Source organism: Enterococcus sp. AZ171 (genome assembly GCF_051714005.1).
Lineage (GTDB): Bacteria > Bacillota > Bacilli > Lactobacillales > Enterococcaceae > Enterococcus_B > Enterococcus_B pernyi.
Map to the genome: position 1 here is coordinate 1,539,681 of NZ_JBIORA010000001.1, position 22,321 is coordinate 1,562,001.

Genomic DNA, 22,321 nt, shown 5'->3' on the forward strand with positions numbered 1-22,321 from the left:
GGTGTGAGATGGCGATCATTGTTAATTTAGACGTAATGTTAGCAAAGCGGAAAATGTCAGTAACAGAACTAAGTGAAAAAGTGGGTATTACCATGGCTAATCTTTCAATTTTAAAGACTGGAAAAGCGAAAGCGATTCGCTTCACCACATTAGATAAAATCTGTGAAGTTTTGAATTGTCAGCCAGGAGACCTTCTTGTCTTTGAAAAAGATCAAGAAATCTAAATAGTTTTGGTGTTATAAAAATGCAAGCTCCATAATCTCAAGATTTGGAGGACTTGCATTTTTTTATTCGTAATCAAGCCAGTAATTCTTGATAAAAGTTGATCAGATTATGGATCTCTCTCGCTTTTGGAAAGACGGATATACCGAATATAGGGATATTATAGGTTTTATCAATCGTAATATTTGAAATAATACAATCAAAATTTTCATAATTGATTAAATCTTGGGACAAGGTTTGATTATTTCTAGCAACAAATTCAAAATGATTACCCAATTGTTGGTCTAATTCACTGAGTAAATAGGCGTCATATTTTAGTGTAGAGTTGGTGATGACTAACGCGCGAACTTGCTTATTATCTTCGAATTTTTTTATTAAATCTGGCCAATACAATAATATTTCTGTAAACATAGTTGTCGCAAATTCTTCGAAATCATTTAGTAGGATATGATGTGTATGTACATAATGTTTTAACTTATTCCATAATCGAAGCTGGATTTTATTCATTTCTGAGTGACTATTTTTAAAACAAAGAGAATTTTTTTGATAACTTATAGAGAAAGGCACCGTGCTTTGTTGTAATAAAATAGTTGCTTTACGAAAGATCTTTTTTTTATCTTCGCACACAATTCCATATTTTTCTTCCACTTCTTTGATAAAACTATCAATTGCAAATAGAATTGGATTTTTTTGATTCAAAGAACCTCTGTCGAATAATTGAAAAATAAATGCTTGATCGAATATAAAACTTGCCAAGTGTTCATTAATCAATTCGTTGCTCTTTGGTAGACGCAAACGTTTATTTGATAGTATTTCGTACTTGAATTTTTTTTGTTTTTTACTAACCGAAACTACCCCATTATCATTTTGTAGCAATAATATCCGAGCAGCAATCCAAAAATGAAATATTTTTTCTTCTTGCGGTTCCAAACTAATCAGTGCTTGTTGCAAGTTGTTTTCTTCAACAAAATCCTGCGCAAGTTGAGTCACCATCAACCGAAAGGATGCAGGAAATGCATCTTCAAAATAATGATATTTTTCCATTAAGAACTGAACGGTCATTTCAGTAATGACTTGATCGTTTCCAACAAGTTTGATCAGTGCTTGTACTTTCAGATCATAACTCTGTAACATTGGATTGATTTTATCGACGATTCGCCGCAAGGTACTTTCAGAAATAAATAAATAGTCTGCTAATTCAAGATAATTCTTGAATTTATGTAATAAAATAGCTTCCAAGTAGCGATATTCAATCGACTCTTGCTTGATCACTTGATAGATATAATCTTCCGTGACATGAGGTAGAATTGTTGCTTTCACTCCCTCTTCTCGAGTCATTTGGATTTTGATATCGTTGGCATAAGAATGAATATCAAGCAAGTCATTTCTTAACGTTTTGGCTGAACAACCAAGTAAATTTTCTAAGTCGTTAAAGCGATAGGTATCACCTTCAAATAAGTATTCCAGTAACTTCAATTGTCTTTTTAATTTTTTTGACAAAATCTTCAACATTTCTATTCACCTCACAAACAAATAAAAAACACTCAAATTTGGGTTTCCCTTCCTTTGAGTGTTTCCCATATTTAATTTTAGAGGTCTTTTTTCTTCTCTAAAAACTATTTTTTCTACTATGAATAAAAAAGTGGATAAAAAATGTCTTAATTTTATTTATCGGACTCTTTTTCCAACTTTTCAGTCGATCGTTTTTTCCAGAAGAAAATACCGCCAACCAAGGCAAGTAACATAGTTCCTATTACTGAAAGAAGTGTGTTTCGAGTGGCATTTGTTTGTGGTAAGTTGCCTGTTGCTTCAAGATCACTTCTGTCATCTTGTCCACTTTCTCCATTTTCACAGCTTTCACTTCCAGCACCCTCTTCGCTAGCACCTGGTTTATCTTCTGCACCTTGTTCGTCCACTGAGTATCTTCCTTGAACACTCGCAGGACTCAATTCTAACTGCAATCCTTCATCTGGAACAATCGTCACATCCATACTTTCTATTGCTTCTCTGCCATCTTGGATACGCACTCTCGCATGCCAAATGAATTGCCTAAATTAGTGGTACTGATAGTATTTATCCACGTAAGTTGATAACTGCCATCATCCGCGATCGTAAATAGCTCTTGCGACATAGGATTCGAATCATTTTGACACATCGTAACTTGAGGATTGGTCGTGGAAATCAATGGTTTTATTTCGATTTCAATAGGAAGCGTGACAGCAGGTCTACGGTTTGATCACTAACTCTAATTTCAATGCTTTACTTACCTCTAATTGACTTGTATCAGATTGCGTTACCCATTCATACTCTACCGTTCCCCTCGTATTGTGGGCATCCACAAAATTTTCTGGATCAGGAATACCCTGTTGATGTTCCAGAATCAATGACTCAGATTTTGGAGTAAGGCGAATACTGCCAATGTCAGTTCCAGAGAAATCGACAATGAAACTAGTTGAGCTACTCTCCAATCTCCAACATCCATTATTTATTCCCTGGGAATGTCCCCAGTAAGAAAATGGGAATCTGCGGATTTCGAATTCTTCTTCTTGAGGTAGTGCTATTTTTAAACGGGTAAAGACCACATTCATTTCCCCGTCTGTTCGAGTATTATGTAAGGCGCTTAATGAAGGTGTGACTTGCATTGGCCAAGTTCCCACTCTTTGGATCAGAAATCACCGTATAAACTGCTCGTTGAGTATGATCATTTCGGAGCAAAGGGCTTAGATCTTCGACGATATATCGAATAAAATCATTATAACCAAAACCCGGTGTTCGGTAGTACATAGGTGTGACATTTCTTAAAATAACTTTATCACCTATGTTAAAATTATCTTGTGTTAGATCTAGGTTGCTTCTGATCCCAGCTCTTAAATGCCCCGTCAACATGTCCCCTAATTGCCTATCCCGTAGGTTACTTACATACGGAATCCATGAAGGTAAATCTAGTGCGTGGATGGGATTTAATAGTTGATCTAACGAATCACTCCGTTCTATTATCTCTTCTTTACTTAAATTCTTTAACTCCTCTTTGCTTAGTTCATTTATTTCCTTCGAGTCATTTTGCTCTTTCTCTGGTTGTTTCACTTTTTCATTTGTTTCTTTTTTACTTTTTCCACATTCTTTTTTTCCCTCTCATTAGTAGTCGTTCTTGCCTGTCTACTTTGAATCGGACCTAGTTCATGGAATGCGGTCACTGCTTGAACGACTATGTCATTGAGATTACCTAAAGTCAAACCTAGGATCAAAGCACTGTTCAACAGTTTTCTTCTTGTTCTCAAATTATCCCCCCTTTATCAAACAATCAGAGAAAAACTTTTTCGTCTGGTTCATTCTCTGTTGATAGTCGTTTCTTTTTTTATTAAAGGATGTTCGTAGTAATTCAAATGACTCTTTTATAAAAACGTTATGTATTTTGCGTTTCTTAATCGTATTTTTACTATTCACTCCTTTTTCAAATCATTTAGAAAAGCATTGAAAAGCTTTACTTCTTCAATTTTATCGGTCATCATCGTCTTGCGTAACGTCATTTTTCCCTTTTGATCAGGAGTAATTGAAAGAAGATTTTTTGTGAGAAAATAATTTACTAATCATCTACTTGCAAAAACGCCGAAAGGACAACAAAAAAGAAGGATCTTCACTTCGTTGAACAAGTCAACTTGTAAAGATCCTTCAATCAAATTCAAGATAATTGAATGTTACCGATTATTTCAAAGTAAAAGAATTTTTGCATCCATTGCAAATTTCTTCTTTATTCTTATAATTTACGCGCAAAGAATGACACGATCAAAACTAAAATGATCGCACCAATCAATGAAGGCACGATTGCCATACCACCAATGACTGGTCCCCATGATCCTAATATTGCTTGTCCGATTGCTGAACCAACAAGTCCTGCAATGACGTTCGCAATGATACCCATTGAAGAACCCTTATTTGTGATTGCTCCTGCAATTGCTCCGATAACTCCACCTACGATTAATGACCAAATAAAACCCATCTGTATTTCCTCCTATAGTGTCTAGCCGATTTTTTCAATGCGACATCTCATTTATTTTAATTAAAAGTTTTGACTCACCAAGATATTTTATTGTACTCTTGGCTCGTTATTTTCTTTTACTTTTTCCGTTCCTTTGCTTGCTGCATGTTTTACTTTGTCTGTTTGTTCTGACGCAAATTCTCCAGTTGCTTTTGCAGCATCCGTCACTTTATCTTGGACAGTGACTTGATCTTGTTCAAATTCTTCTTTTGATTTGATATCTGTTACATTGACATTCACTTCGATGACATCTAAGTGTGTCATATTCGCTACTTCTTCACTGATGATCTCTTTCATTTGTTTAAAGATATCTTCAATGTCTTTGCCGTATTCAACGACGATCGACATATCAACAGCAACTTGTTTCTTACCTACTTCTGTTTCGATCCCAGCTGTTTCATTGTCAGTATTGACTAATTTTCCAGCTACATTAGAGAAAAATCCTCCGTCTACTGTCAATAGTCCGTCGATACGTTCTAATGCGATCGCAATAATTTTTTGAATGACTTTGTCATCATAAGTTACTTCACCGTTCATCGATTCTTCACTGCCCTTCACTTCATTTGTCTGTTTGTTTGCCTCATGAGTTGGAGTATGCACACCAGGAGTTTTCGCTTCATGATGTGGATGATCGTGGTGTTCTTTTTGATCATGCGCTACTTTTTCTTCTACATGCGGCACCACTGGATCTGGATGTGCAGACACTGGCGCAGTTTTATTTTTTTCATCTTTGATCCCTTGTGCTTGATTCGGTGTTGTTGGATCTGGATGTGCTGATTTCGGTGTATTTCCGTTTTGATTTGAATGATTGTTTTCCATGGTAAAGCCTCCTAAGATTTAAAGTAATGTTCTAAAATTCCGGTTCTTTTTAAATACATGCCGATGGCTACACCAAGCGCAACCATAATCACGATCAGCAATGTTTTAAAAAATCCGACAGCTACTAGTAAAATAGCTAATATCAATCCAAGCGCACCACAAATAATTGGGAGCTTGTATGTCGAAAAGATCTCGTTCATTTTCTCTCCCCCTTACTGTACTCGTGAGTGTTCGACTCTTTTTGATTGTGGTGAGTCAAAACCGGTATAATTGATCAGGACATTCACTGGTTCATCTGTACCGATGATTTGTTTTACATCACGCTCAATGTCTGTCATCAGTGCTCCTGTTTTACCGATTAATGATGACGTACGTTTCAACTCGCCTTTTACTTTTACGTCAATTTTATTTTTTGTTGCTTTGATCGTTACTTTTGGGGAAGAAACAAACTCTTCTTTCGTCAATCGTGAACGAACCATTCCTTCGATTGCTTTTTTGTCTAATGTTAACTCGCCATCACCTTTTTTTAGTAAGAATGAACGGTAAGTTTTTGGGTAGAATAATAAGACTAGAATCAATATAAGTGTCAACACAGCAAAAGCTGCGGTTACCCAAAAGACATATTGTTGTACGTAAAAGTTAGTTAATGATAAAAAGCGAAATTCTTCTAACTTAAACGGCAATGGATAAACTGAGCTTAGCAACATTGCAAATATTAAAACAGACAGCAGAAGGATCAGTAAGATCGCTCCTATCGTTTTGGCTCCTTTGTTCATTGTCTCGCCCTCCTAGCTTCTTGTCACTGATTATAGATTAATGGCTTCTCCACCAGTGATACCGTAAATCTGTGCTGTGACATAGCTTGCTTTGTTGGATGCAAGAAAGACATAAACAGGCGCTAATTCAGCTGGTTGTCCTGCACGTTCCAACAATGCTTGTTGACCAAACTCAGGTAGATCTTCTTTTGGTTGACCTGCATCTAGTTGTAATGGTGTCCAAATTGGTCCTGGTGCTACGCCGTTGACACGAATTCCTTTTGGTGCTAATTGTTTTGCTAAACCAATGGTGAAGTTTGCAATCGAAGCTTTAGTCGCTGCATAATCTAACAAGTGTTCACTTGGATTGAATGCTTGGACTGAAGTCGTTGTAAGGATTGCTCCTCCTGCTGGAATATGTGGAATTGCTTCCTTCACAAGTGCAAACATTGCGATGATATTTACAGCAAAAGTATCTTTTACTTGTTCCAATGGGATTTCTGCAATTGAAGGGGACGAAATTTGTTGCGCCGCATTAAGAACAAGTGTGTCTAATCCACCAAAATCATCCACTGTTTTTTGGATGATTTCTTTTGGTGCAGCTTCATCTCGCAAATCATAAGGTAATAGTAATGCTTTACGTCCAGCTTCTTCGATATAATGGGCCACTTGTTGCGCGTCTTCTTCTTCACCTGGGAAAAATTGAATGGCTACATCTGCACCTTCTCGTGCAAAGGCAATAGCCGCGGCACGTCCAATACCAGAGTCTGCACCTGTGATCAAGACACGGCGATTTGCTAATTGCTCTGTGCCTTTATAGCTTTCTTCTCCACAATCAGGTACAGGTTTCATATCCTTTTGCAAAGCCGGAGTTTCTTGATCCTGTTTTGGAAATTCTTCTGTGTGATATAGTTTTCTTGGGTCGATTAAATTTGGTTCTGTCATGTTGATCCTCCTAGTTTTTAGTCATAACTGACGTTATAAATTTGGGCGTTTAAGCCCATATTGGTTATTTCGTGTAATCTTTTCTAAATAAGTGATACCCTAAAGCAGCAGCAGCAACGATTGAGCCCCCTAATACTAAGAGGAAACCAGTTGCTGAATCTTCTCCTGGTAAACCGCCTGTGTTCATTCCCCAAATACCTGCGATCATCGCAGGCACAGAGATGATCAATGCGGTAGAATCCAGATATTTCATCAGATGATTCAAATTGTTGTCCATCATGCCATTGAACAGATCACCGATACTTTCTAACAGATCGCGATAAATCAAAATCATCTTCTCTGTTTGACGTTGTCTCAAACGAACGTCATAAAGCAACTGTTCATCATTGACACGTTCTTTGAATTCAGGAGTCTCCCAGAGGAGGTCCATTGTCTCTTTTTGATCCCGCAACGTATGATCGATGTAAACAATATCTCTTTCTAAATCAGCCTGCTTATACAATTCTTCATTTTCTGTCGTTTTTCGTGCTTCTTGATCTAGCGAATCAATACGCGTTTTCATTTCACGAAGTTCTTTGACAAAATGGGTATAAATATCTAATGCCGCATAAACAATCACTTTTTCGAAAGAATCGATTTTATTACCATGATGTTCAATCAGCTGATCGATAAAATTGGTTTTTTCGTCTCGACAAGTAATCAATAAGTCATTTGATATGACGAAAGATAATGGTGTCAGACGACGTTCGATTTTTTCTTTTTCACTTGAAAGGTTGAGCAGTACTAAGGAAATCGGGTTGTTCAAACTTGTTCCTGATAGATGTTCTAAGCGGGAGACCTCTTCTGGATAAGTCATACCGACAAATATATCTTCAGGGAGTTGATAGGTTCGAGTTACCTGTTCGATTTCCTTAGTATCGCTCGTATCAATAACAAGCCAATTAAAATGTTCTTCATCTGCGGCTATTACTTTCTTGTTTTCATCAATCAAGTAATATTCCAGCATGGTGAATCGTCCTTTCTAGTGTGCACTCAGCTAAAGAAACAATTAGTTAGTTTGATGTTATGATCTAGTACAGCAATCTCGTTTTCCAATGAGAAACTATTTAATACATGATCATAATCCATCGTCAAATGTTTGCCTAAATAGCATTGTTCACTTTGTGATGTATAGATTTCTAGCGAAGGATGATTGATTTTTGTGACGTATAGTCCAAACTCAGTAACAAAAGGGATAATTTGAAAAAAGCTACCTTTCGCACACGCTCCTTTGTCTCTAAGGAAAGGATCTTTACTATTGATCAATGCAAGCGCTAATTTTGATTGTTCGCCTGCTTTTTCCTTTAAGATGTCCATCGCATTTCTTGTCAGCGTAATTTCCATATCGATCATCTCCTCTATTAATAGTAAGTTTTTTCTATTATCGATCAATGACTCAATTCAGTATTTCGTTGAACACGAGCGTACAATGGATATTTAGGGAATGATTTAACACAACGAAAAGCGGTCATATTTGCATACTTTTCATAGTATTTTTTACTAGCACCTTTAAACTCTTCACTCCATGGTTTGATATGCCCAGAGTAATGGATGATATAAGGCTTACGACGTGCTTCTTCGTACTCTTTTTCTCCTTGAGCCGTTGGATGTTGTTTTGCTTTCGCCATGATGTAACCTTGTGCATTCCATTTTGGATGCAAAGCAATCCAACGATCGTGTAAGATAGCATTCAAAGCATCTTGGTCATGGAATCGAAGTTTTTCTGGGTTTTCTTCGATGAATTTTAGAACGTTTTTCGTGATGTTTTGTTCTAACCATTTTTCAACATTGATCAGCATCAAGCCGGAGTTAAAGTAACGCATTGAATCTGCTTCAATCTCCATTTTTTCAAGACGTTGGTGGAAACCAGCATCTTCAACTGCTGCCATCACTGCGCCATTAAACTCTAGATCCCATAGTTTACTGATATCATTCAACGCGATCATGTCACAGTCCATATAAAGGATACGTTCGACATTTTTTCCTCTAAATAACTCAGGGATCGCAATACGATAGTATGCTGTTTCAGGGATACGATCACTTGTCACTAAGTTTTTGAAGAATTTTTTGTTGATTTTCAAAAATTCAACATCTGTATTCATTCGTGAATTTTTCACTGAGTAACGTAAAAGATTTTTACTTTCTAATTCAATATCATCATCAATCACGTAGAAACGTACAAACACTTTCGGGTCACTATTTTCTAAAATCGACACAAACAGTGCTGCTAGATGAGGCACAAATTTTGTATTACAACTAGAGACAACTGCTACTTCTTTTCTTCTATTCATTTACCTCGCCTACTTTCATTAATACGCTATGCGCTAGATTTTTTAGATAGATTTGTGTATAAGGATGATCCTCTAATGTATTCCAAGGTTTATCATGCCCTGTGAAATGGACGATTGAAGGTGCTTCATTCCCGCTCTTATATAATTCTTCATATTTCTTATCTGGAGCTGGATGGCGTTCAAAAATCAATGAACATTGCATGTTCCATTTTGGATGAAGTTGTTCCCAATCTCCATATAAGACACCATTCAATGCGTCTTGGTCATGATAGATAATCTGTTCACCATTTTCTTTTAGGAATTGGATCGTTTTATCTGTAATGTCTTTTTCATTCCATTGATCAATATCGATCACCATGACACCTGAGTTAAAATAGTATTCTTCTGAATCGATCCCTAGGCGCTTCAACGCTTTCGTTTGTCCTGGATCAATTACTGCCCCAATTGTTTTACCGTTCAATGATTCGTCATATAATGCAACGATATCATCTAACACTAAAACGTCTGCATCTAGATACAACACTTTTTTATAATTGTATTTTGCTAAGATCTTAGGTAGAGAAATTCTTAAATACGCCGTTGTTGTAATGTGGTCACTGACTAAGAAATCTTCATATACATCTTTCTCCACTGTCAAGAATTGGATGCTTGCATGTTCTGAGTGTTGTGCAACTGTCTGACGCAATCCTTCTTTACTATATTCTGATAGGCCATCATCAATCACATAAAAATATATATGTCTCATCTTATTCGCATTTTCCAGTGCCGTTGCAATCATTACGCTTAGATAAGGAGCATAATTTTCATCTGAAGCAGTCACAACCGGTACAGTCCCATACTTAATCTCCATCAAAATCACTCCTTTTTTTAATCTTTTTCTAACCTTTTCTACATCTACAATATGCCTACTTTTTCCTGAAAGCAAAAGATATGCTTTGTTTTTTATGAATATTACCCAAAATTTGCCCTTTTTTATGAAAATGAAAACGAAAACATTAAGATTGTTATGCTTTTTTATACAGCGGTCTTAACCATTTTCTTACTAATATTCTTTTCTCCATTTATGAAAAATCTTTTTTGAAAAAGTTCAAAGAGTTAAAGCATTTTATTTTTATTTTAGAAGTTTCTCATTTAAGCTATTGGTGAAAGAAAAAAGACTAAGGGAGCGTAAAAAGATGAAATTAGCAGCTATTGATCTAGACGGGACCTTGCTTGATTCCCAAGGAGTTGTCCCACAAGAAAATATACGCGCATTAAAAGCTTTCTCCTCTAATGGAGGAATCGTAACGATTGCAACAGGAAGAAATAGTATTTCTGCCAAGGATGTCTTTGCACAATTAGGCGTCAGCGGCTATTTGATTTCTTCTAACGGTGCATTGATTTCCGAAATGAAAGATGGCAAGATCGATTATGTATTAAGACGCTCAAAAATCGAAGTACCTATACTTAAAAAGGCCTTTTATTTAGCAAAAGAAGCAAAAATATCGATCATCGCAAGTCGAGAAACACAAGATGATCAAATCACTTTTGATGAAACTGCCTTAGTAAAAGACGATCCTTATTATCAACACTTCAACTTGCAAAATCATTCCTTTGATGAGATCACAAAACAGTTGGACGATCCTTCCTTAAGCTATTTGAAATTAGCTCTGACGGATAAAAATGAGGAAAAACTACAAAAAATCCAAGCAGAGTTGAAGAAAGAAGGAATTGATTCTGTTTTTTCAGACCCACATTTCCTAGAAATCACTCCTAAAAATATTACAAAGGCCCACTCACTCTTATTTCTAACTGAGTACTTAGGGTTATCTTCAGAAGACGTCATGGCGTTTGGTGATCAAGAAAATGATTTGGCAATGCTTGAATTCAGCGGATTAAGCGTGGCTATGGGCAATGCGCAAGAACATGTGAAGGATTTAGCAGATGAGGTGACAGAAACCAATGATGAAGCCGGTGTCGCAAACTTTTTGAATGATCACTTTTTATAAGGAGAGATGATAGATGTTAGTTGTTATCGATATGCAAAATCATATTTTAGATCCAACTAGTGAATTTTATATCGAAGATGCTGAAGCATTAGTTGAGCGAGTAAACACACGTTTAAACCAAGCACGTGCAGCGAATGAATACGTACTATTCACTCGTGATATCCCTATTGAACGGAAAGATGAGGCAGAAAGTGAAGATCTTAAAATCATTCCCACGCTCTCTCCTCTACCAAATGAGCGGGAAATCAAAAAATACTACTTTACTCTGCCGCCAGAAACATTAACAGAGATCAAGCATTCCCTTTTTGAACGTAAAGAAGAACAAAAAACGATTGAAGTGGTTGGGATCGAAACTAATTTGTGTGTCTTATCCAACACAATCGCTTTACAAAGCGCCTTTCCAGAAGCGGACTTTATCATTGATTCGTCACTAGTCAGCAGCCGTGTTCACGAGCCACAAGCACTTAAACTTCTAAAAGACTTTAATGTCTATGTCAAAGATTAAATGGTCGAAACGAATCTAAAAACATAAAAAAAGGTGGAATGAAAGTTCCACCTCAGACTGTAGACAAAAAGGAGTGGCTTAATTGCCAACTCCTTTTTATTAGTCTTTGTAGAAATTTGAAATAAAAAGCCATAGGCTTTTTTGCTTTCCATAGCCATGAGGCTAGTTTTTTTAAATTCATGGCAGCAAACGTAAGCATCGTGTGCGTGGCGACTTTTTCGAGACCTCGATATTTTGTCCAACGCATACCATGCTTTTCTTTTGCATCTGCAAATATTCGTTCAATAGTTTGTTTTCTCTTTTTATAAATTTCTCTATTCAACGCCGTATGGCGTTGGTGTTCAAGTTCATCCATAAGATCCGCCCAAACATGTCGAGTTACTATTTTTTGATGTTTTGTACTCAAAGTACAGTTTTTAAGTAATGGACAACTCCTACAGAATTTTGGATTTGATTTATAGGTTCGATAACCATCACGAGTGATAGTTGAAAATAACAACGGTTGATTATTGGGACATAAATAGCAGTCAAAATAGGCATCATAAACAAAGTCTTTTTTACGAAACATTCCTTTTACTCCATGAGGTACAGTATATGGAAGAATCGGGTAGAGTTTCAAGTGTGACAGAAAATGAACAAATTTAGGCGTCTTATATCCTGCATCAGCGACAACACGCTTTATATTTGGAAAAGCTCTTTTCGACTGTTTGACCAGATCGATTGCGACTTGGCTGTCATGTACATTTCCTGGTGTGATTAATGTAGATAAGATAAAACCATTATCTTCACAGGAAGTATGCGCGGAATAAGCAAATTGTTTTTCTCGTTCACCTTTAACATAGTAACCACTTTCTGGATCTGAATGACTTATTTTTTGAAGACTCAACTCACTTTCTGTGTCCCATGTAAAAGGACGTTTTCCTACAGCAATACGTTCTTTATTTATTTCATCTTCTAATTCATCTTGATAAGCTTTAGCTTGACCGTAGGTCATTTCTTTTGTGAACTTATGTTTATTGGCATTTGCCTTAATATGAGGAGAATCAATATAAAGGTTGTCTTCCGTAACGAAGCCAGCTTTTACAGCTTGTTCTAGAATATGAGAGAAAATGTCTTCAAATAAAGTTGTTTCTCTAAATCTTCGAACATAGTTTTTACCAAAAGTAGAGAAATGCGGGATAGGATCCTCGAATGAATAACCTAAAAACCAACGATAAGCAACATTTGTTTCAACGTCTTTAATGGTCTGTCTCATCGAACGGATACCAAATAAATATTGGATAAATACTAATTTAATTAAGACCACTGGATCAATACTGGGACGACCATGGGTCGAATACGTAGATTCTACAATGGGATAAATGAAATCAAACTGAATCGCAGCATCAATCTTTCGAACTAAGTGATCTTTAGGTACAAGATCATCAATTGTTAACATAGCAAATTGATTTCTACCTTCAATCGATTGTTTTCTCATCATTAGAATCACTCCCAGAATAGTTTATACAATGAGTATAAAACAAAAAAACTGCAAACAACACTCCAAATTTAGGAGTTTGTCTACAGTCTGAGGTGGAATGAAAGTTCCACCTTTTTTTATGTTTTTTTCAAATTATACGTCTACAGAAGAATCATGTTTTTTATCGAAATATTTGTTCAGAATCGCATAACATGCTATCTTTTATCTAGTGAATATAAATCTAGTATATTCTCAAATAGAATAACTCAAAATACAATTTATGCACGAATAAAATATAGCTATGGGAGTTTATTTATTATGCTGGAATTGAGCCGACTTGCTTTTATTTTTCCTGTTTTTATATTTGTACCGATTGTCTTTTCGTTTATCAAATGGACGAAAGAACGAAAAAAAATCGCTTTAAGTAGTTTGCCTGCGATCTATTTTATGTATAAAATATTAAACTATCAGTTTTTCGAACCCTTCCAGATCTTCACATTTAATTTAGTTGGGTTCATTTTCTCCATACTCTTTGTCATTGGGTATTTATTTTATCTAAACAGAAAAAATAAACGTTAACTCTCATAGATGATTATTTAGAGAAAGGTGAGGTAAAATGACGATTGAAGAAGCGATTTTACTGGATACACTGCATTGCCGTTTAAACTTCCTCAAAGATAAAAAGCATTTAACTACACCACAGGTTGCTGAAAAAGTGAACTTACCGATTGAGACATATAAAAACTATGAAGATGGAAAAAATATACCTAGTATCATCGAATTGATCTTTATCGCAGATTTTTACGACACGACCATCGATTATTTGATTGGTCGAACGGAAGCATCCTAAACACTTAATTCACTGTTTTAGAAAGAAGGAAATATTATATGCGCTTATGGCATCAAAGCCTCTTGCAATCACTTCCGCGCCAACAATTATTAGGACAACATCGCGAATGTTGTGCTCTGAGAGGCAATGGTTGGGGACGAAAACATGCGACTGTCGATTACGTTTTTACACATTCGCCTTACAAATTATTTCAGTATCATTTGTTAGTAATGGAAGAAATGAAGAAACAAAATTATAAACCTGGTGAGGAATGGTTTGATCCCTTGTATCGTGGAAAAATTTGTGAACCTTATTCTACCCTTTCCCCTATTGAATGGACCTCACCACTTTATCCAGAACATGATCAAATCTACTTAGCCGAATGTGTGGCAAACTTAGAACAGAAAGGGATCATCTTGTAAACAAGCAATAATACATTGCTCTATCAAACCTCTCGATTGCTGAATCGAGAGGCTTTTATTGAAATTAGACATAAAAAAAACTGCTCTTTCATAAGAAAGAGCAGTAAGATATCAATCGTTTGATTATGCTTTAACGATGTTGATTGCTTGAGGGCCACGTTGTCCATCTTCAACATCAAAAGTCACAGCTTGACCTTCGTCTAATGTTTTGAAACCGTCACCTTGGATAGCTGAAAAATGAGCGAATACGTCATTTCCATCTTCACCAGTGATAAATCCAAAACCTTTGTCTGCGTTAAACCATTTTACTGTACCGTTATTCATGTATATTTCCTCCTGATACGTATCAACGTACGTTTATAGTGCAATAAATATTTGATAGGCAAAAGGAGTCTTATAATGTTTAACTTATAGCTCAAATTACGTTTCAAAATAGATTACTTTTACACTATAGCATGCCCTTTTAGAAAACACAACTATAAACCCTCGGTACTTTCAATTTCTCTATTCATCTCATTTGTTTGATTTGTTCATTAGATGAAGCAATGTCTTTCTTCTGATAAATCATTCCTAACTTCTGCATCAAAAACCGGTCACTCACATTAGACAGCATTCGTCTAATTCCGCTGATAGCTTCCTCTGGCGCAGATCCTTGAACAAACCAGAAAACCGATTTTTGATACAAAGGAGCATCTGGTGTGTCTAACCCATACTCAAATAGATCCGTCCAGCGATCAATAAATGTTTTTAACAAACCGGTCACATCCCACCAGTAGATGGGCGTACCAATCACCAAGACGTCAGCTTGTTTGATTACTCCCATGACTTTGTCAAATTCATCCTTTTCGGTCATCTGTCCTAACTGATTGATCGAATAATCAACTAAATGCAGGACCGTATAGTCGATATCCTTTAAGATTTTTTCTCCCCATTTAACGGTCATCCCTTCTTTGTTCGGGCTTGCATTAATAAACAAAATGCGCATATTAACTCCTCCTCTACCCAGTTTTTCATCCTGACTCTCTTTTTCATGTAAACTCTTGGTTTATTTTTATATTCGAACGATTATGATATCAAAACGATACTTTTCTTCATCAAATATAACATTTTTTTCATTAAAAAAACAAATATTAAAAAAATCATCATCCATTAAAACTCTCTGTTATTATGTTCATCTTAATGATAAAATAAAGTTTGTTTGTTATTATTTCTTTATATAATTATAACGTTGTGCTTTCTTCTACTACTTTTCTTTTTTGATTTATCTACACTCTCTAACTGGCTTTCGTCGGTTCGATTCCGACATAGAGAATACGGTCAATCACCGTAAATAAAACCAATCGCTTTTATTAGGGGGAGCTTTGCATGAAAGCGATCTATTTTTCGTAGAAACAGGAGGAAAAAATGAATTTATTGTTGTTATTGTTAGGATTAATCAGTTTGATGCTTGGTGTAGATCTATTTAGTCGATCAAGTAAAAGAAATGGAAAAGCTTGGCAGCGCCATCTCATTTTATTTAGTGCTTTATTCGGTTTACTACTGATCAGTAGCGCTTGCGGATCTGGTACCAATCAAGCGTCAAAAGCAGATACCGCTACTTCGGAAACAACTTCAACATCTAGTGAAGAAAAAGCCCAACGAGAAGCGGCGGAAAAGAAAGAATTAGAAGAGAAAAAGAAAGAAGAAAAATTAGCAGCTGAGAAAAAAGCACAAGAAGAACAAGCGAAACGTGAAGCAGATAAGAAAGCGCAAGAAGAACAAGCAAAACGTAAAGCAGATAAGAAAGCGCAAGAAGAACAAGCAAGACTTGAAGCGGAAAAGAAAGCTCAGGAAGAACAAGCTCGTCTCGAAGCAGAACAGGCAGCACAGGCAGCACAGGCAGCGGAACAAGCGCGTATCGCTGAAGAAGCTCGTGTAGCTGCTGAACAAGCAGAAGCCCAGCGCGTGGCACAAGAACAAGCAGCCGCAGCTCAAGCGCAACAGGCACAAGCAAATGAAGCACAAGTCTTAGTTACCAGAACTGGAGCAAAGTACCATACGCATAAGTGTGGTAACGGTGACTACTATCCTGCGACAATGAGTGAAGCATTGGCACGCGGATTGACCCCTTGCGAAAAATGTTACTAAAATAATTTATGCAGTATACGAAATGATCACTCTGATCTCGTATACTGCTTTTTTCTTATCAATTTCATAATCTAGTCTACATCTTCTTATCCCTCCTTTTCACTTATGTAATCCAATTTTTTTGTGTCAATGATCCACTTCAAATAATAATAATTATTATTTAATAAAAATACAGTTGATTCAATTCACCTATCTGTGCTATAATAGTTATGGAATTTCGTTATCAACGTATCGTTGCCTTTCAACAGAACAATAAGAAAGGAGAATGACTATGACATTCTATAACAAAGAATTACAATATCGTGTCACTCTTAATACCGATTTAAATCTTTTCGTTGTATTCGACAAAGAAGATAGCAATCGTGTAGCGACTGGTGTAACGATCGAACAAGCAGTGCAAGAACTAAAAAAATCCGCATAGGAGTGAAAACCTCGAATGGACGATTGCAACTCTAGTTCACAATAAGACACCTACTTGAAAGGTCAAAGTAGGTGTCTTAAATTTTATATGCGTGATGTAACTCCACTCTTATCTTACATATGACGATCGAATGATTCTAGCTTGTTCTTAGGAATATTCTCTTTTTCAATTATTTGATCCTATTTTTTAGCAATTTGAATAAGTACCTGATTTGCACTAATCTTCAACTAATCCTTACAATCTTTTTTACTTTGTGCTAAAATTTCTTTTTCATGATGAAAATATTTTTGTCTTTATAAGCCGTTGACAAGGAGGTTTGGAAGTGAAATCAGCGATAGCTCATTCTTTATGTGACACCAGAAATTGACGCTTCGATGTTTTCAATATGCTATGGAAAAGAATCTAACCGTATGGACTTTACTATTATGTTTGATCATTGGACTAGCTTTATTACTTTTTAATGTGATCAGTTGGACAACATACTTTGTTGTAGTATTAATTATTGCTGGATTGACGTTCTTTGAAAAAAAGCGACGCTCAAACCTTAATAAGTAAAACTCTTTTGATTATATAAAGGCAACGAAATCTGCATTAGAAATGCATTGCTAAATAAGCGCCACTACTCGAAAATCATTTTCATGGTTTCGAAAAGGGTGACGCTTATTTATAATGATGTGAATTTTAAACATTTCAATTATATTAAATGATAGAACTGATGAGATGACAAATACACTTTTTATCCCACTAAGTTAGTGTAATAATTCTGGCAGTCCAAATACTTCAAATCCATAGATTCTTGCTGCAGTGTCTGATCCTTGTGTTGGTTTGTCAATACGTAATCGGACATATCGTGCAGATTGTACTGCAAAAGTCTCGCCGGAGCTACTCGCCGTATTATTGGTAGTTTTGGCAACTTCTTTATATATCGCTCCATCTTCACTTATTTCGATCGCATATGCTTTTGTATTCATGTCAGGACTTTCTCCACCTGCTTGCGCATGGTCTATGCGAACTTCACTAATGGTTTGAACATTCCCTAAATCAAGTGTCAATTCGTGTGGTGGCATACCCGTTGCACACCATTTAGTCGTCAAGTCGCCATCGATTGCAAAATGAGGGGCTTCCGCTTCGTTGGTATAAGAGGAAGCGGTCGCTTTCGCGTTTCGTGATAACAGCGGTAACTCCATTGGTACTTTATTAGAAATTGTAATCAAACCATTTTTTTCAGCAGGTGTCTCCCCTGCTTGATTGCTTGCCGTTAATTTGACTTTATAAACACCTTCTTTGTGGTAAGTGACAACTGGCGAATGTTCATGACTTGTCATAATATCCCCACCTTCAAATTCCCAAGTAACCGTTTCAGTGTTTAAGGATGACGTGTTTGTAAAAGTAATCGCTGATCCTGGAGCAGCTAACGTTCTTGAAGCAGTAAAATCAGCTCTCGGCACTTTATTATCCGGCCAATCAAAAGAAACGGCCTCTGAAGGTTCACCTTGATTACCCAGCGCATCAACAGGCACGACAATCAATTTGGTTTGCGCGGTGTCTAAGGTTCGTTCAAGGGCATTGATATAATGATTCGTAGCTGGTGTTGCTCCTAAGAAAGATTTTGAGTTATCAGGATTCAACCGGTAGATCTCATAGTAGCATGCTTTACTCTCCGTCTCATCCCAAGCCAATCGTATGCCAGCGTATCGCCCTTCCTCTTCATCAAATGCAACATCTTCAAGCCTCAGTCCCGAAACTTTTGTGGTTGGAAGTTCCTTTCCATCTGTCAGTGCTAATTGACCCAAGTGTAGCGCGTAATCGGACTGAGTCTCTGAAGAAGCAAGCTGATAAGAGAGTGTGTTGATTTTTTCTCCTGCCAACCGACTGACATCATAGCTGACAGTCGTCCAATCACGACCGATTGGCTCACTTGCCGAGATGATTTCTTTTCGTCCGTCAGCCATTTCTAAAACTAAGTCAAGTTGGCTCATGCTCGTTGCTTTTGCCGTTGTTGTGATAGAAGTTTTATCGGAAATGATTCCATCCATTCGATACAGTTTGATTGTGCTTGTTGCCTCGTTCACCATACTCCCTTTAAGAAGCAAAGAATTTCCGCCACGAAACGCCTCATCGTAATCCATCTCAACGGCTAATTGATTTTCTCCTTGATGATCAAAGATCCAACGATACGTTGGCATCACGTCTTGCATACTGCGATTATTCCACTCTAGATCAGATACTTTTTTTCCATTGATAAAGTATCCATACCCATTCCCCATACTAAAATTCGTCACAAAAGGCATGCTGGTAATAGCGCTCTGCTCTACTGCATACGTAGAGATCCCAGGCCATTCTTTTTCTACCGGTGCCTTCCCTTTCGTTGGATCACCTTGTTCATTTACCCAAAAACGCAATTCACGACGTTGAAAATCAGCAGGATCACTAGCTGATGAGTATGTCCAACTTGGCACATATAGACCTAACGAAGTATACGGAGTGCCCGTTTCATCTGTGAACAACCGCCAATTCACTGGTGTATCATAGCCATTTTGTTGGACATCGATGCCCGCATATAATTGATAAGGATCAATGCCTAATTCATTTGCTTTCTTTTTAGAAGCTTTCAATAGCTCTTGACTAGCTAAACGATCGGTGTTCCACCAGAAATTCAAAAACATGCTATCTGCTAAAGGATTCATCTCCGCATCGACTAAAAAAGCTTGGTTTTTATCCGTCAGTGCATTTTGCCAATCCATCTTCCCTTCCGAAGTCATTGAATCATACCACATGATTTCTAATGCTGCTTCTTTTTGCTTGAATTGTTTGATGAATTCTTGCATCAAATCCGCATGTTTTTTACTCAATCCTTCTGTCGTATTCGCCCCTTCTACCTTTTTATGATTGTTTGCATCGTCAAAACTTGTGACTAATGTGTCCGTTTCCTGATTGATAAACCAGCCATCAAACCCATATCGAGTAGCTACTTCGATCAATTGATCGACTAAAGGAAAAGTACCATCCTCATCTTTTTGCAAGAATGTATCCAACCATTCGATTTTACCGCCATGAGCAGACTGCGGAAAGAAAACTGTCCCTAATACTGGCACGCCATTTTTATGGGCTGCATCAATGACATCAGGACTTGGCGGTACAATGATCCCTTCACCAGACGAACCACCCCAATACACAAGTTGATCGATATATTGCCAATTGGAAAATACATTGGCATCAAAAGTATTGATCCCTCTAGGCGCATTCCCACTTGTACTGCTATTCATGATCGACAAAGCGACAACTTTCATTTCTGGTGTCTGCGTGTCATTTGAAGTTGCCAGTGAGTTTTTATCGATCCGTTTTGCCAAAGGTACTTGGCTAACATTATAAGGTGCATCTGGATCTTTAGAAAATTCCCATTCTAGCAAGTCTTTAGGAAACCAGTAAGACGATTCTGGCTGATTATCCATTCCTCGTTGGTAAGTTGCTGCTTCTGTTTCTTTGTAATCAAACGTTTTAGTCTCTGCGTGATACGTTGTCCCACTACCAATTGCACTTGCTATTACTACTGCACAAAAGAGTCCGACCGCCATTTTTTTCTTATCCTTCATCTCCGCTCCTCCTAAATTTAATTGATTCACAAAAATGATAACGTTTCCTTTGTTTTAGGTATATGAACAAATCATAGAACTTTCACAACAAATTATAGGTAACATGAACAAAAAAACTGATTTTGATCGTCGATCGAAATCAGTTTTTGTATTGTTGATTCGCTATTATGCCCTTTTACGATAGATTTTATTTGAAACCCTCATGAAACCAATCAACTATAATAAAACTTGAATTGTCTGTCAGCATGATTAGTTACTTCAACATTTTGACTTTTCGTCGTTTGTTCAGTGATGACGGATTTTTCAATCATTCATTCCCTCGCTGAAAACTCGAATCTCATAAACGATTTCTTCTAATGTTCCAGTGGAAGCTTCTGCTTCGATCGCAAGAACAGTCGACTTTTTTTTAAATATTTATGGAAACAACTCTGGAAGGCGCTCACCGTAACTTTTAGGACTAAATCGGCATGCGTATTCTCCACTAGGTAAAATCTTGATATTGTTACCGACATTTTTTGTAGGCTTGATTTCTATATACATATACTGGTACACGTTTTTATCAATAAATTCATAGAGAATACCAAAATCATATAAAGGCTCATACCCTGCTTCCATCGAGCGATCAAACAAATTGGCTGCTTCTGTATAAAGTGTCTTTTTGTTATCAGTCTGTTGATAAGGAAAAACATATAAGTACTTTTCTGACAATTGCCGAATATGTTGCTTTTTAGAATGTCGATATGTTTTTAACAAATTAATTTCTTCTTTTACCTCTTGCATTCCTTTTAAATTTTGTTGGAGCGAATCGATTTTTTGTTTCATTAATTCTTCGCTATATGATAAAAAAGATAGGTAATCGATGGAATTATTCGGATCACTGAAGCGATGTAATTCCTTTAAAGGCAACCCAATCTCTACACATGCTTGAATCAGCTCGACCGCACTCACTTGCGCTAAGGAATAATAGCGATAGCCAGAATCTGGATTGATGTATACCGGCAATAATACCCCGACTTGTTCACAATATCTTAACGATTTAATATTGACACCGGTTATTTTCGCCAATTCTCCGATACTCAACAATTCACTTCTTTTGTCCATTTCTCTCATTATAATTCTCCTACATGATAATAATCTTTAATATCAAGCGTTCAGACACTGATTATATCATAAACTATTTTTACATATTATATTTTATCGTTATTTTTTAATCTAAAACCATTCACATAGATTGCTTTATTTAATATTTTTCATCCATAAATTTTGATAAACAGCTATATTTATAACGTTTTAAATTTATCTTTATTTTAGTTATATATAAAAAACAAATGAACCATTAACACAATTTCAATGATTCATTAGATAAAGATATAATAATTCCGAATCTTCTCTATTTTTGAGACAACTAAAAAAACTACCACCATCAACTTTATCTAAGCTGATAGTAGCAGTTTTCTCTTACTTAATAGATATGATAATCCGACTGTCCTTCTTGTTCAATTGTAATGACTAGTCGATGCGGCAAACAGATGCTTGTTTGTCCAGGTTCCGAGATCCAGCCAGTTCTGACAGCGATTTGATCGGGACTATTATCTTCTTTAACTCTGATCTTGCCTTCATGGATTTCGACAATATTGTATTGGGTATCAGATGGATAGTAAGTCACCATCTTGCTACTGATTTCATCTAAATCAAATCGTTCGACTTCTTTTCCGTCGATTTTGACTACTGCATACTTCACACTATTACCGCTTTCTGCGTTATCAAATGACAAAGCAAAGACAATTGTCGGAACGAAAGAAGCAACTACCAGAATACTAATAATGATGATATCCCAAGGTTTTATACCTGATTTACGAAAGTTGTGCAT

The 22,321-nt window shown here is 36.5% G+C and carries 26 protein-coding genes; 7 read left to right on the forward strand and 19 right to left on the reverse strand.

Annotated features, from left to right (window positions below; translation table 11 throughout):
* Positions 1-8: 8 nt before the first annotated feature.
* On the forward strand, positions 9-224 hold the full coding sequence (locus tag IGJ49_RS07470) for a helix-turn-helix domain-containing protein (protein ID WP_010735376.1): 216 nt from the start codon (positions 9-11) through the stop codon (positions 222-224).
* Positions 225-297: 73 nt separating this feature from the next.
* On the opposite strand, the gene IGJ49_RS07475 is transcribed toward IGJ49_RS07470, so the two are convergent.
* From IGJ49_RS07475 to IGJ49_RS07535, 13 genes are all read right to left on the reverse strand, one after another.
* Entirely contained in the window at positions 298-1,734 is a 1,437-nt protein-coding gene (locus IGJ49_RS07475) for a helix-turn-helix domain-containing protein (protein WP_349519502.1), read from the reverse strand.
* A 152-nt stretch (positions 1,735-1,886) separates the two neighbouring features.
* Positions 1,887-2,249, reverse strand: a complete 363-nt coding sequence (locus IGJ49_RS07480) for an LPXTG cell wall anchor domain-containing protein (protein WP_010735374.1) — start codon at positions 2,247-2,249, stop codon at positions 1,887-1,889.
* Between the two features lie 198 nt (positions 2,250-2,447).
* Positions 2,448-2,879, reverse strand: a complete 432-nt coding sequence (locus IGJ49_RS07485; protein WP_438722974.1) for a hypothetical protein — start codon at positions 2,877-2,879, stop codon at positions 2,448-2,450.
* 423 nt (positions 2,880-3,302) lie between these two features.
* The gene (locus IGJ49_RS07490; RefSeq protein ID WP_224434747.1) at positions 3,303-3,500 is read right to left on the reverse strand and encodes a hypothetical protein; all 198 of its coding nucleotides are present in this window, start codon (positions 3,498-3,500) and stop codon (positions 3,303-3,305) included.
* 476 nt (positions 3,501-3,976) lie between these two features.
* Positions 3,977-4,219, reverse strand: coding sequence for a GlsB/YeaQ/YmgE family stress response membrane protein (locus IGJ49_RS07495; protein WP_010735371.1), 243 nt, complete (start codon positions 4,217-4,219; stop codon positions 3,977-3,979).
* A gap of 87 nt (positions 4,220-4,306) precedes the next feature.
* On the reverse strand, positions 4,307-5,077 hold the full coding sequence (locus tag IGJ49_RS07500) for an Asp23/Gls24 family envelope stress response protein (RefSeq protein ID WP_409173368.1): 771 nt from the start codon (positions 5,075-5,077) through the stop codon (positions 4,307-4,309).
* An 11-nt stretch (positions 5,078-5,088) separates the two neighbouring features.
* Positions 5,089-5,277, reverse strand: coding sequence for a DUF2273 domain-containing protein (locus IGJ49_RS07505; RefSeq protein WP_010735369.1), 189 nt, complete (start codon positions 5,275-5,277; stop codon positions 5,089-5,091).
* 12 nt (positions 5,278-5,289) lie between these two features.
* A complete protein-coding gene (amaP, locus tag IGJ49_RS07510) occupies positions 5,290-5,853 on the reverse strand; it encodes an alkaline shock response membrane anchor protein AmaP (RefSeq protein WP_010735368.1) in 564 nt (187 codons plus the stop codon).
* Positions 5,854-5,883: 30 nt separating this feature from the next.
* Complete coding sequence (locus IGJ49_RS07515; protein WP_438722978.1) at positions 5,884-6,777, reverse strand: SDR family oxidoreductase; 894 nt, start codon at positions 6,775-6,777, stop codon at positions 5,884-5,886.
* Positions 6,778-6,841: 64 nt separating this feature from the next.
* Positions 6,842-7,783, reverse strand: a complete 942-nt coding sequence (locus tag IGJ49_RS07520; RefSeq protein WP_438722980.1) for a magnesium transporter CorA family protein — start codon at positions 7,781-7,783, stop codon at positions 6,842-6,844.
* A gap of 26 nt (positions 7,784-7,809) precedes the next feature.
* Positions 7,810-8,160, reverse strand: coding sequence for an iron-sulfur cluster biosynthesis family protein (locus IGJ49_RS07525; RefSeq protein ID WP_023519736.1), 351 nt, complete (start codon positions 8,158-8,160; stop codon positions 7,810-7,812).
* Between the two features lie 44 nt (positions 8,161-8,204).
* A complete protein-coding gene (locus IGJ49_RS07530) occupies positions 8,205-9,107 on the reverse strand; it encodes a glycosyltransferase family 8 protein (RefSeq protein WP_010735364.1) in 903 nt (300 codons plus the stop codon).
* Positions 9,100-9,957, reverse strand: coding sequence for a glycosyltransferase family 8 protein (locus IGJ49_RS07535; protein ID WP_010735363.1), 858 nt, complete (start codon positions 9,955-9,957; stop codon positions 9,100-9,102). Before IGJ49_RS07535 ends, IGJ49_RS07530 begins: the two co-directional genes overlap by 8 nt.
* 325 nt (positions 9,958-10,282) lie before the next feature.
* Here IGJ49_RS07535 and IGJ49_RS07540 point away from each other — a divergent pair, with 325 nt between their 5' ends.
* The gene (locus IGJ49_RS07540) at positions 10,283-11,095 is read left to right on the forward strand and encodes a Cof-type HAD-IIB family hydrolase (RefSeq protein ID WP_023519738.1); all 813 of its coding nucleotides are present in this window, start codon (positions 10,283-10,285) and stop codon (positions 11,093-11,095) included.
* 13 nt (positions 11,096-11,108) lie between these two features.
* Complete coding sequence (locus IGJ49_RS07545) at positions 11,109-11,600, forward strand: isochorismatase family cysteine hydrolase (RefSeq protein ID WP_010735361.1); 492 nt, start codon at positions 11,109-11,111, stop codon at positions 11,598-11,600.
* Between the two features lie 52 nt (positions 11,601-11,652).
* On the opposite strand, the gene IGJ49_RS07550 is transcribed toward IGJ49_RS07545, so the two are convergent.
* Positions 11,653-13,080, reverse strand: a complete 1,428-nt coding sequence (locus tag IGJ49_RS07550) for an IS1182 family transposase (protein WP_438722968.1) — start codon at positions 13,078-13,080, stop codon at positions 11,653-11,655.
* A gap of 595 nt (positions 13,081-13,675) precedes the next feature.
* Here IGJ49_RS07550 and IGJ49_RS07555 point away from each other — a divergent pair.
* Together IGJ49_RS07555 and IGJ49_RS07560 are read left to right on the forward strand one after the other, a co-directional pair.
* On the forward strand, positions 13,676-13,909 hold the full coding sequence (locus tag IGJ49_RS07555; RefSeq protein WP_010735359.1) for a helix-turn-helix domain-containing protein: 234 nt from the start codon (positions 13,676-13,678) through the stop codon (positions 13,907-13,909).
* Between the two features lie 38 nt (positions 13,910-13,947).
* On the forward strand, positions 13,948-14,310 hold the full coding sequence (locus tag IGJ49_RS07560) for a TIGR02328 family protein (protein ID WP_023519740.1): 363 nt from the start codon (positions 13,948-13,950) through the stop codon (positions 14,308-14,310).
* A 123-nt stretch (positions 14,311-14,433) separates the two neighbouring features.
* Here the strand turns inward: IGJ49_RS07560 and IGJ49_RS07565 are convergent, their stop codons facing one another.
* Together IGJ49_RS07565 and IGJ49_RS07570 are read right to left on the reverse strand one after the other, a co-directional pair.
* The gene (locus tag IGJ49_RS07565) at positions 14,434-14,634 is read right to left on the reverse strand and encodes a cold-shock protein (RefSeq protein WP_010735357.1); all 201 of its coding nucleotides are present in this window, start codon (positions 14,632-14,634) and stop codon (positions 14,434-14,436) included.
* A 184-nt stretch (positions 14,635-14,818) separates the two neighbouring features.
* Positions 14,819-15,295 carry a flavodoxin family protein gene (locus IGJ49_RS07570; RefSeq protein WP_023519741.1) on the reverse strand — a complete coding sequence of 159 codons (477 nt, stop codon included), beginning with the start codon at positions 15,293-15,295 and terminating at the stop codon, positions 14,819-14,821.
* A 419-nt stretch (positions 15,296-15,714) separates the two neighbouring features.
* Between IGJ49_RS07570 and IGJ49_RS07575 the strand changes: the two genes are divergently transcribed.
* Together IGJ49_RS07575 and IGJ49_RS07580 are read left to right on the forward strand one after the other, a co-directional pair.
* Positions 15,715-16,437, forward strand: coding sequence for a hypothetical protein (locus IGJ49_RS07575; protein ID WP_438722985.1), 723 nt, complete (start codon positions 15,715-15,717; stop codon positions 16,435-16,437).
* A gap of 271 nt (positions 16,438-16,708) precedes the next feature.
* Entirely contained in the window at positions 16,709-16,858 is a 150-nt protein-coding gene (locus tag IGJ49_RS07580; protein ID WP_010735353.1) for a hypothetical protein, read from the forward strand.
* 749 nt (positions 16,859-17,607) lie between these two features.
* Here IGJ49_RS07580 and IGJ49_RS07585 read toward each other — a convergent pair.
* The 3 genes from IGJ49_RS07585 to IGJ49_RS07595 form a co-directional block, all read right to left on the reverse strand.
* Positions 17,608-20,451 (reverse strand): endo-beta-N-acetylglucosaminidase, encoded by a 2,844-nt coding sequence (locus IGJ49_RS07585; RefSeq protein WP_349519516.1) that lies wholly within the window; start codon positions 20,449-20,451, stop codon positions 17,608-17,610.
* A 414-nt stretch (positions 20,452-20,865) separates the two neighbouring features.
* Positions 20,866-21,561, reverse strand: coding sequence for a MerR family transcriptional regulator (locus IGJ49_RS07590; protein ID WP_438722988.1), 696 nt, complete (start codon positions 21,559-21,561; stop codon positions 20,866-20,868).
* Positions 21,562-21,913: 352 nt separating this feature from the next.
* Entirely contained in the window at positions 21,914-22,321 is a 408-nt protein-coding gene (locus IGJ49_RS07595) for a NusG domain II-containing protein (protein ID WP_224434755.1), read from the reverse strand.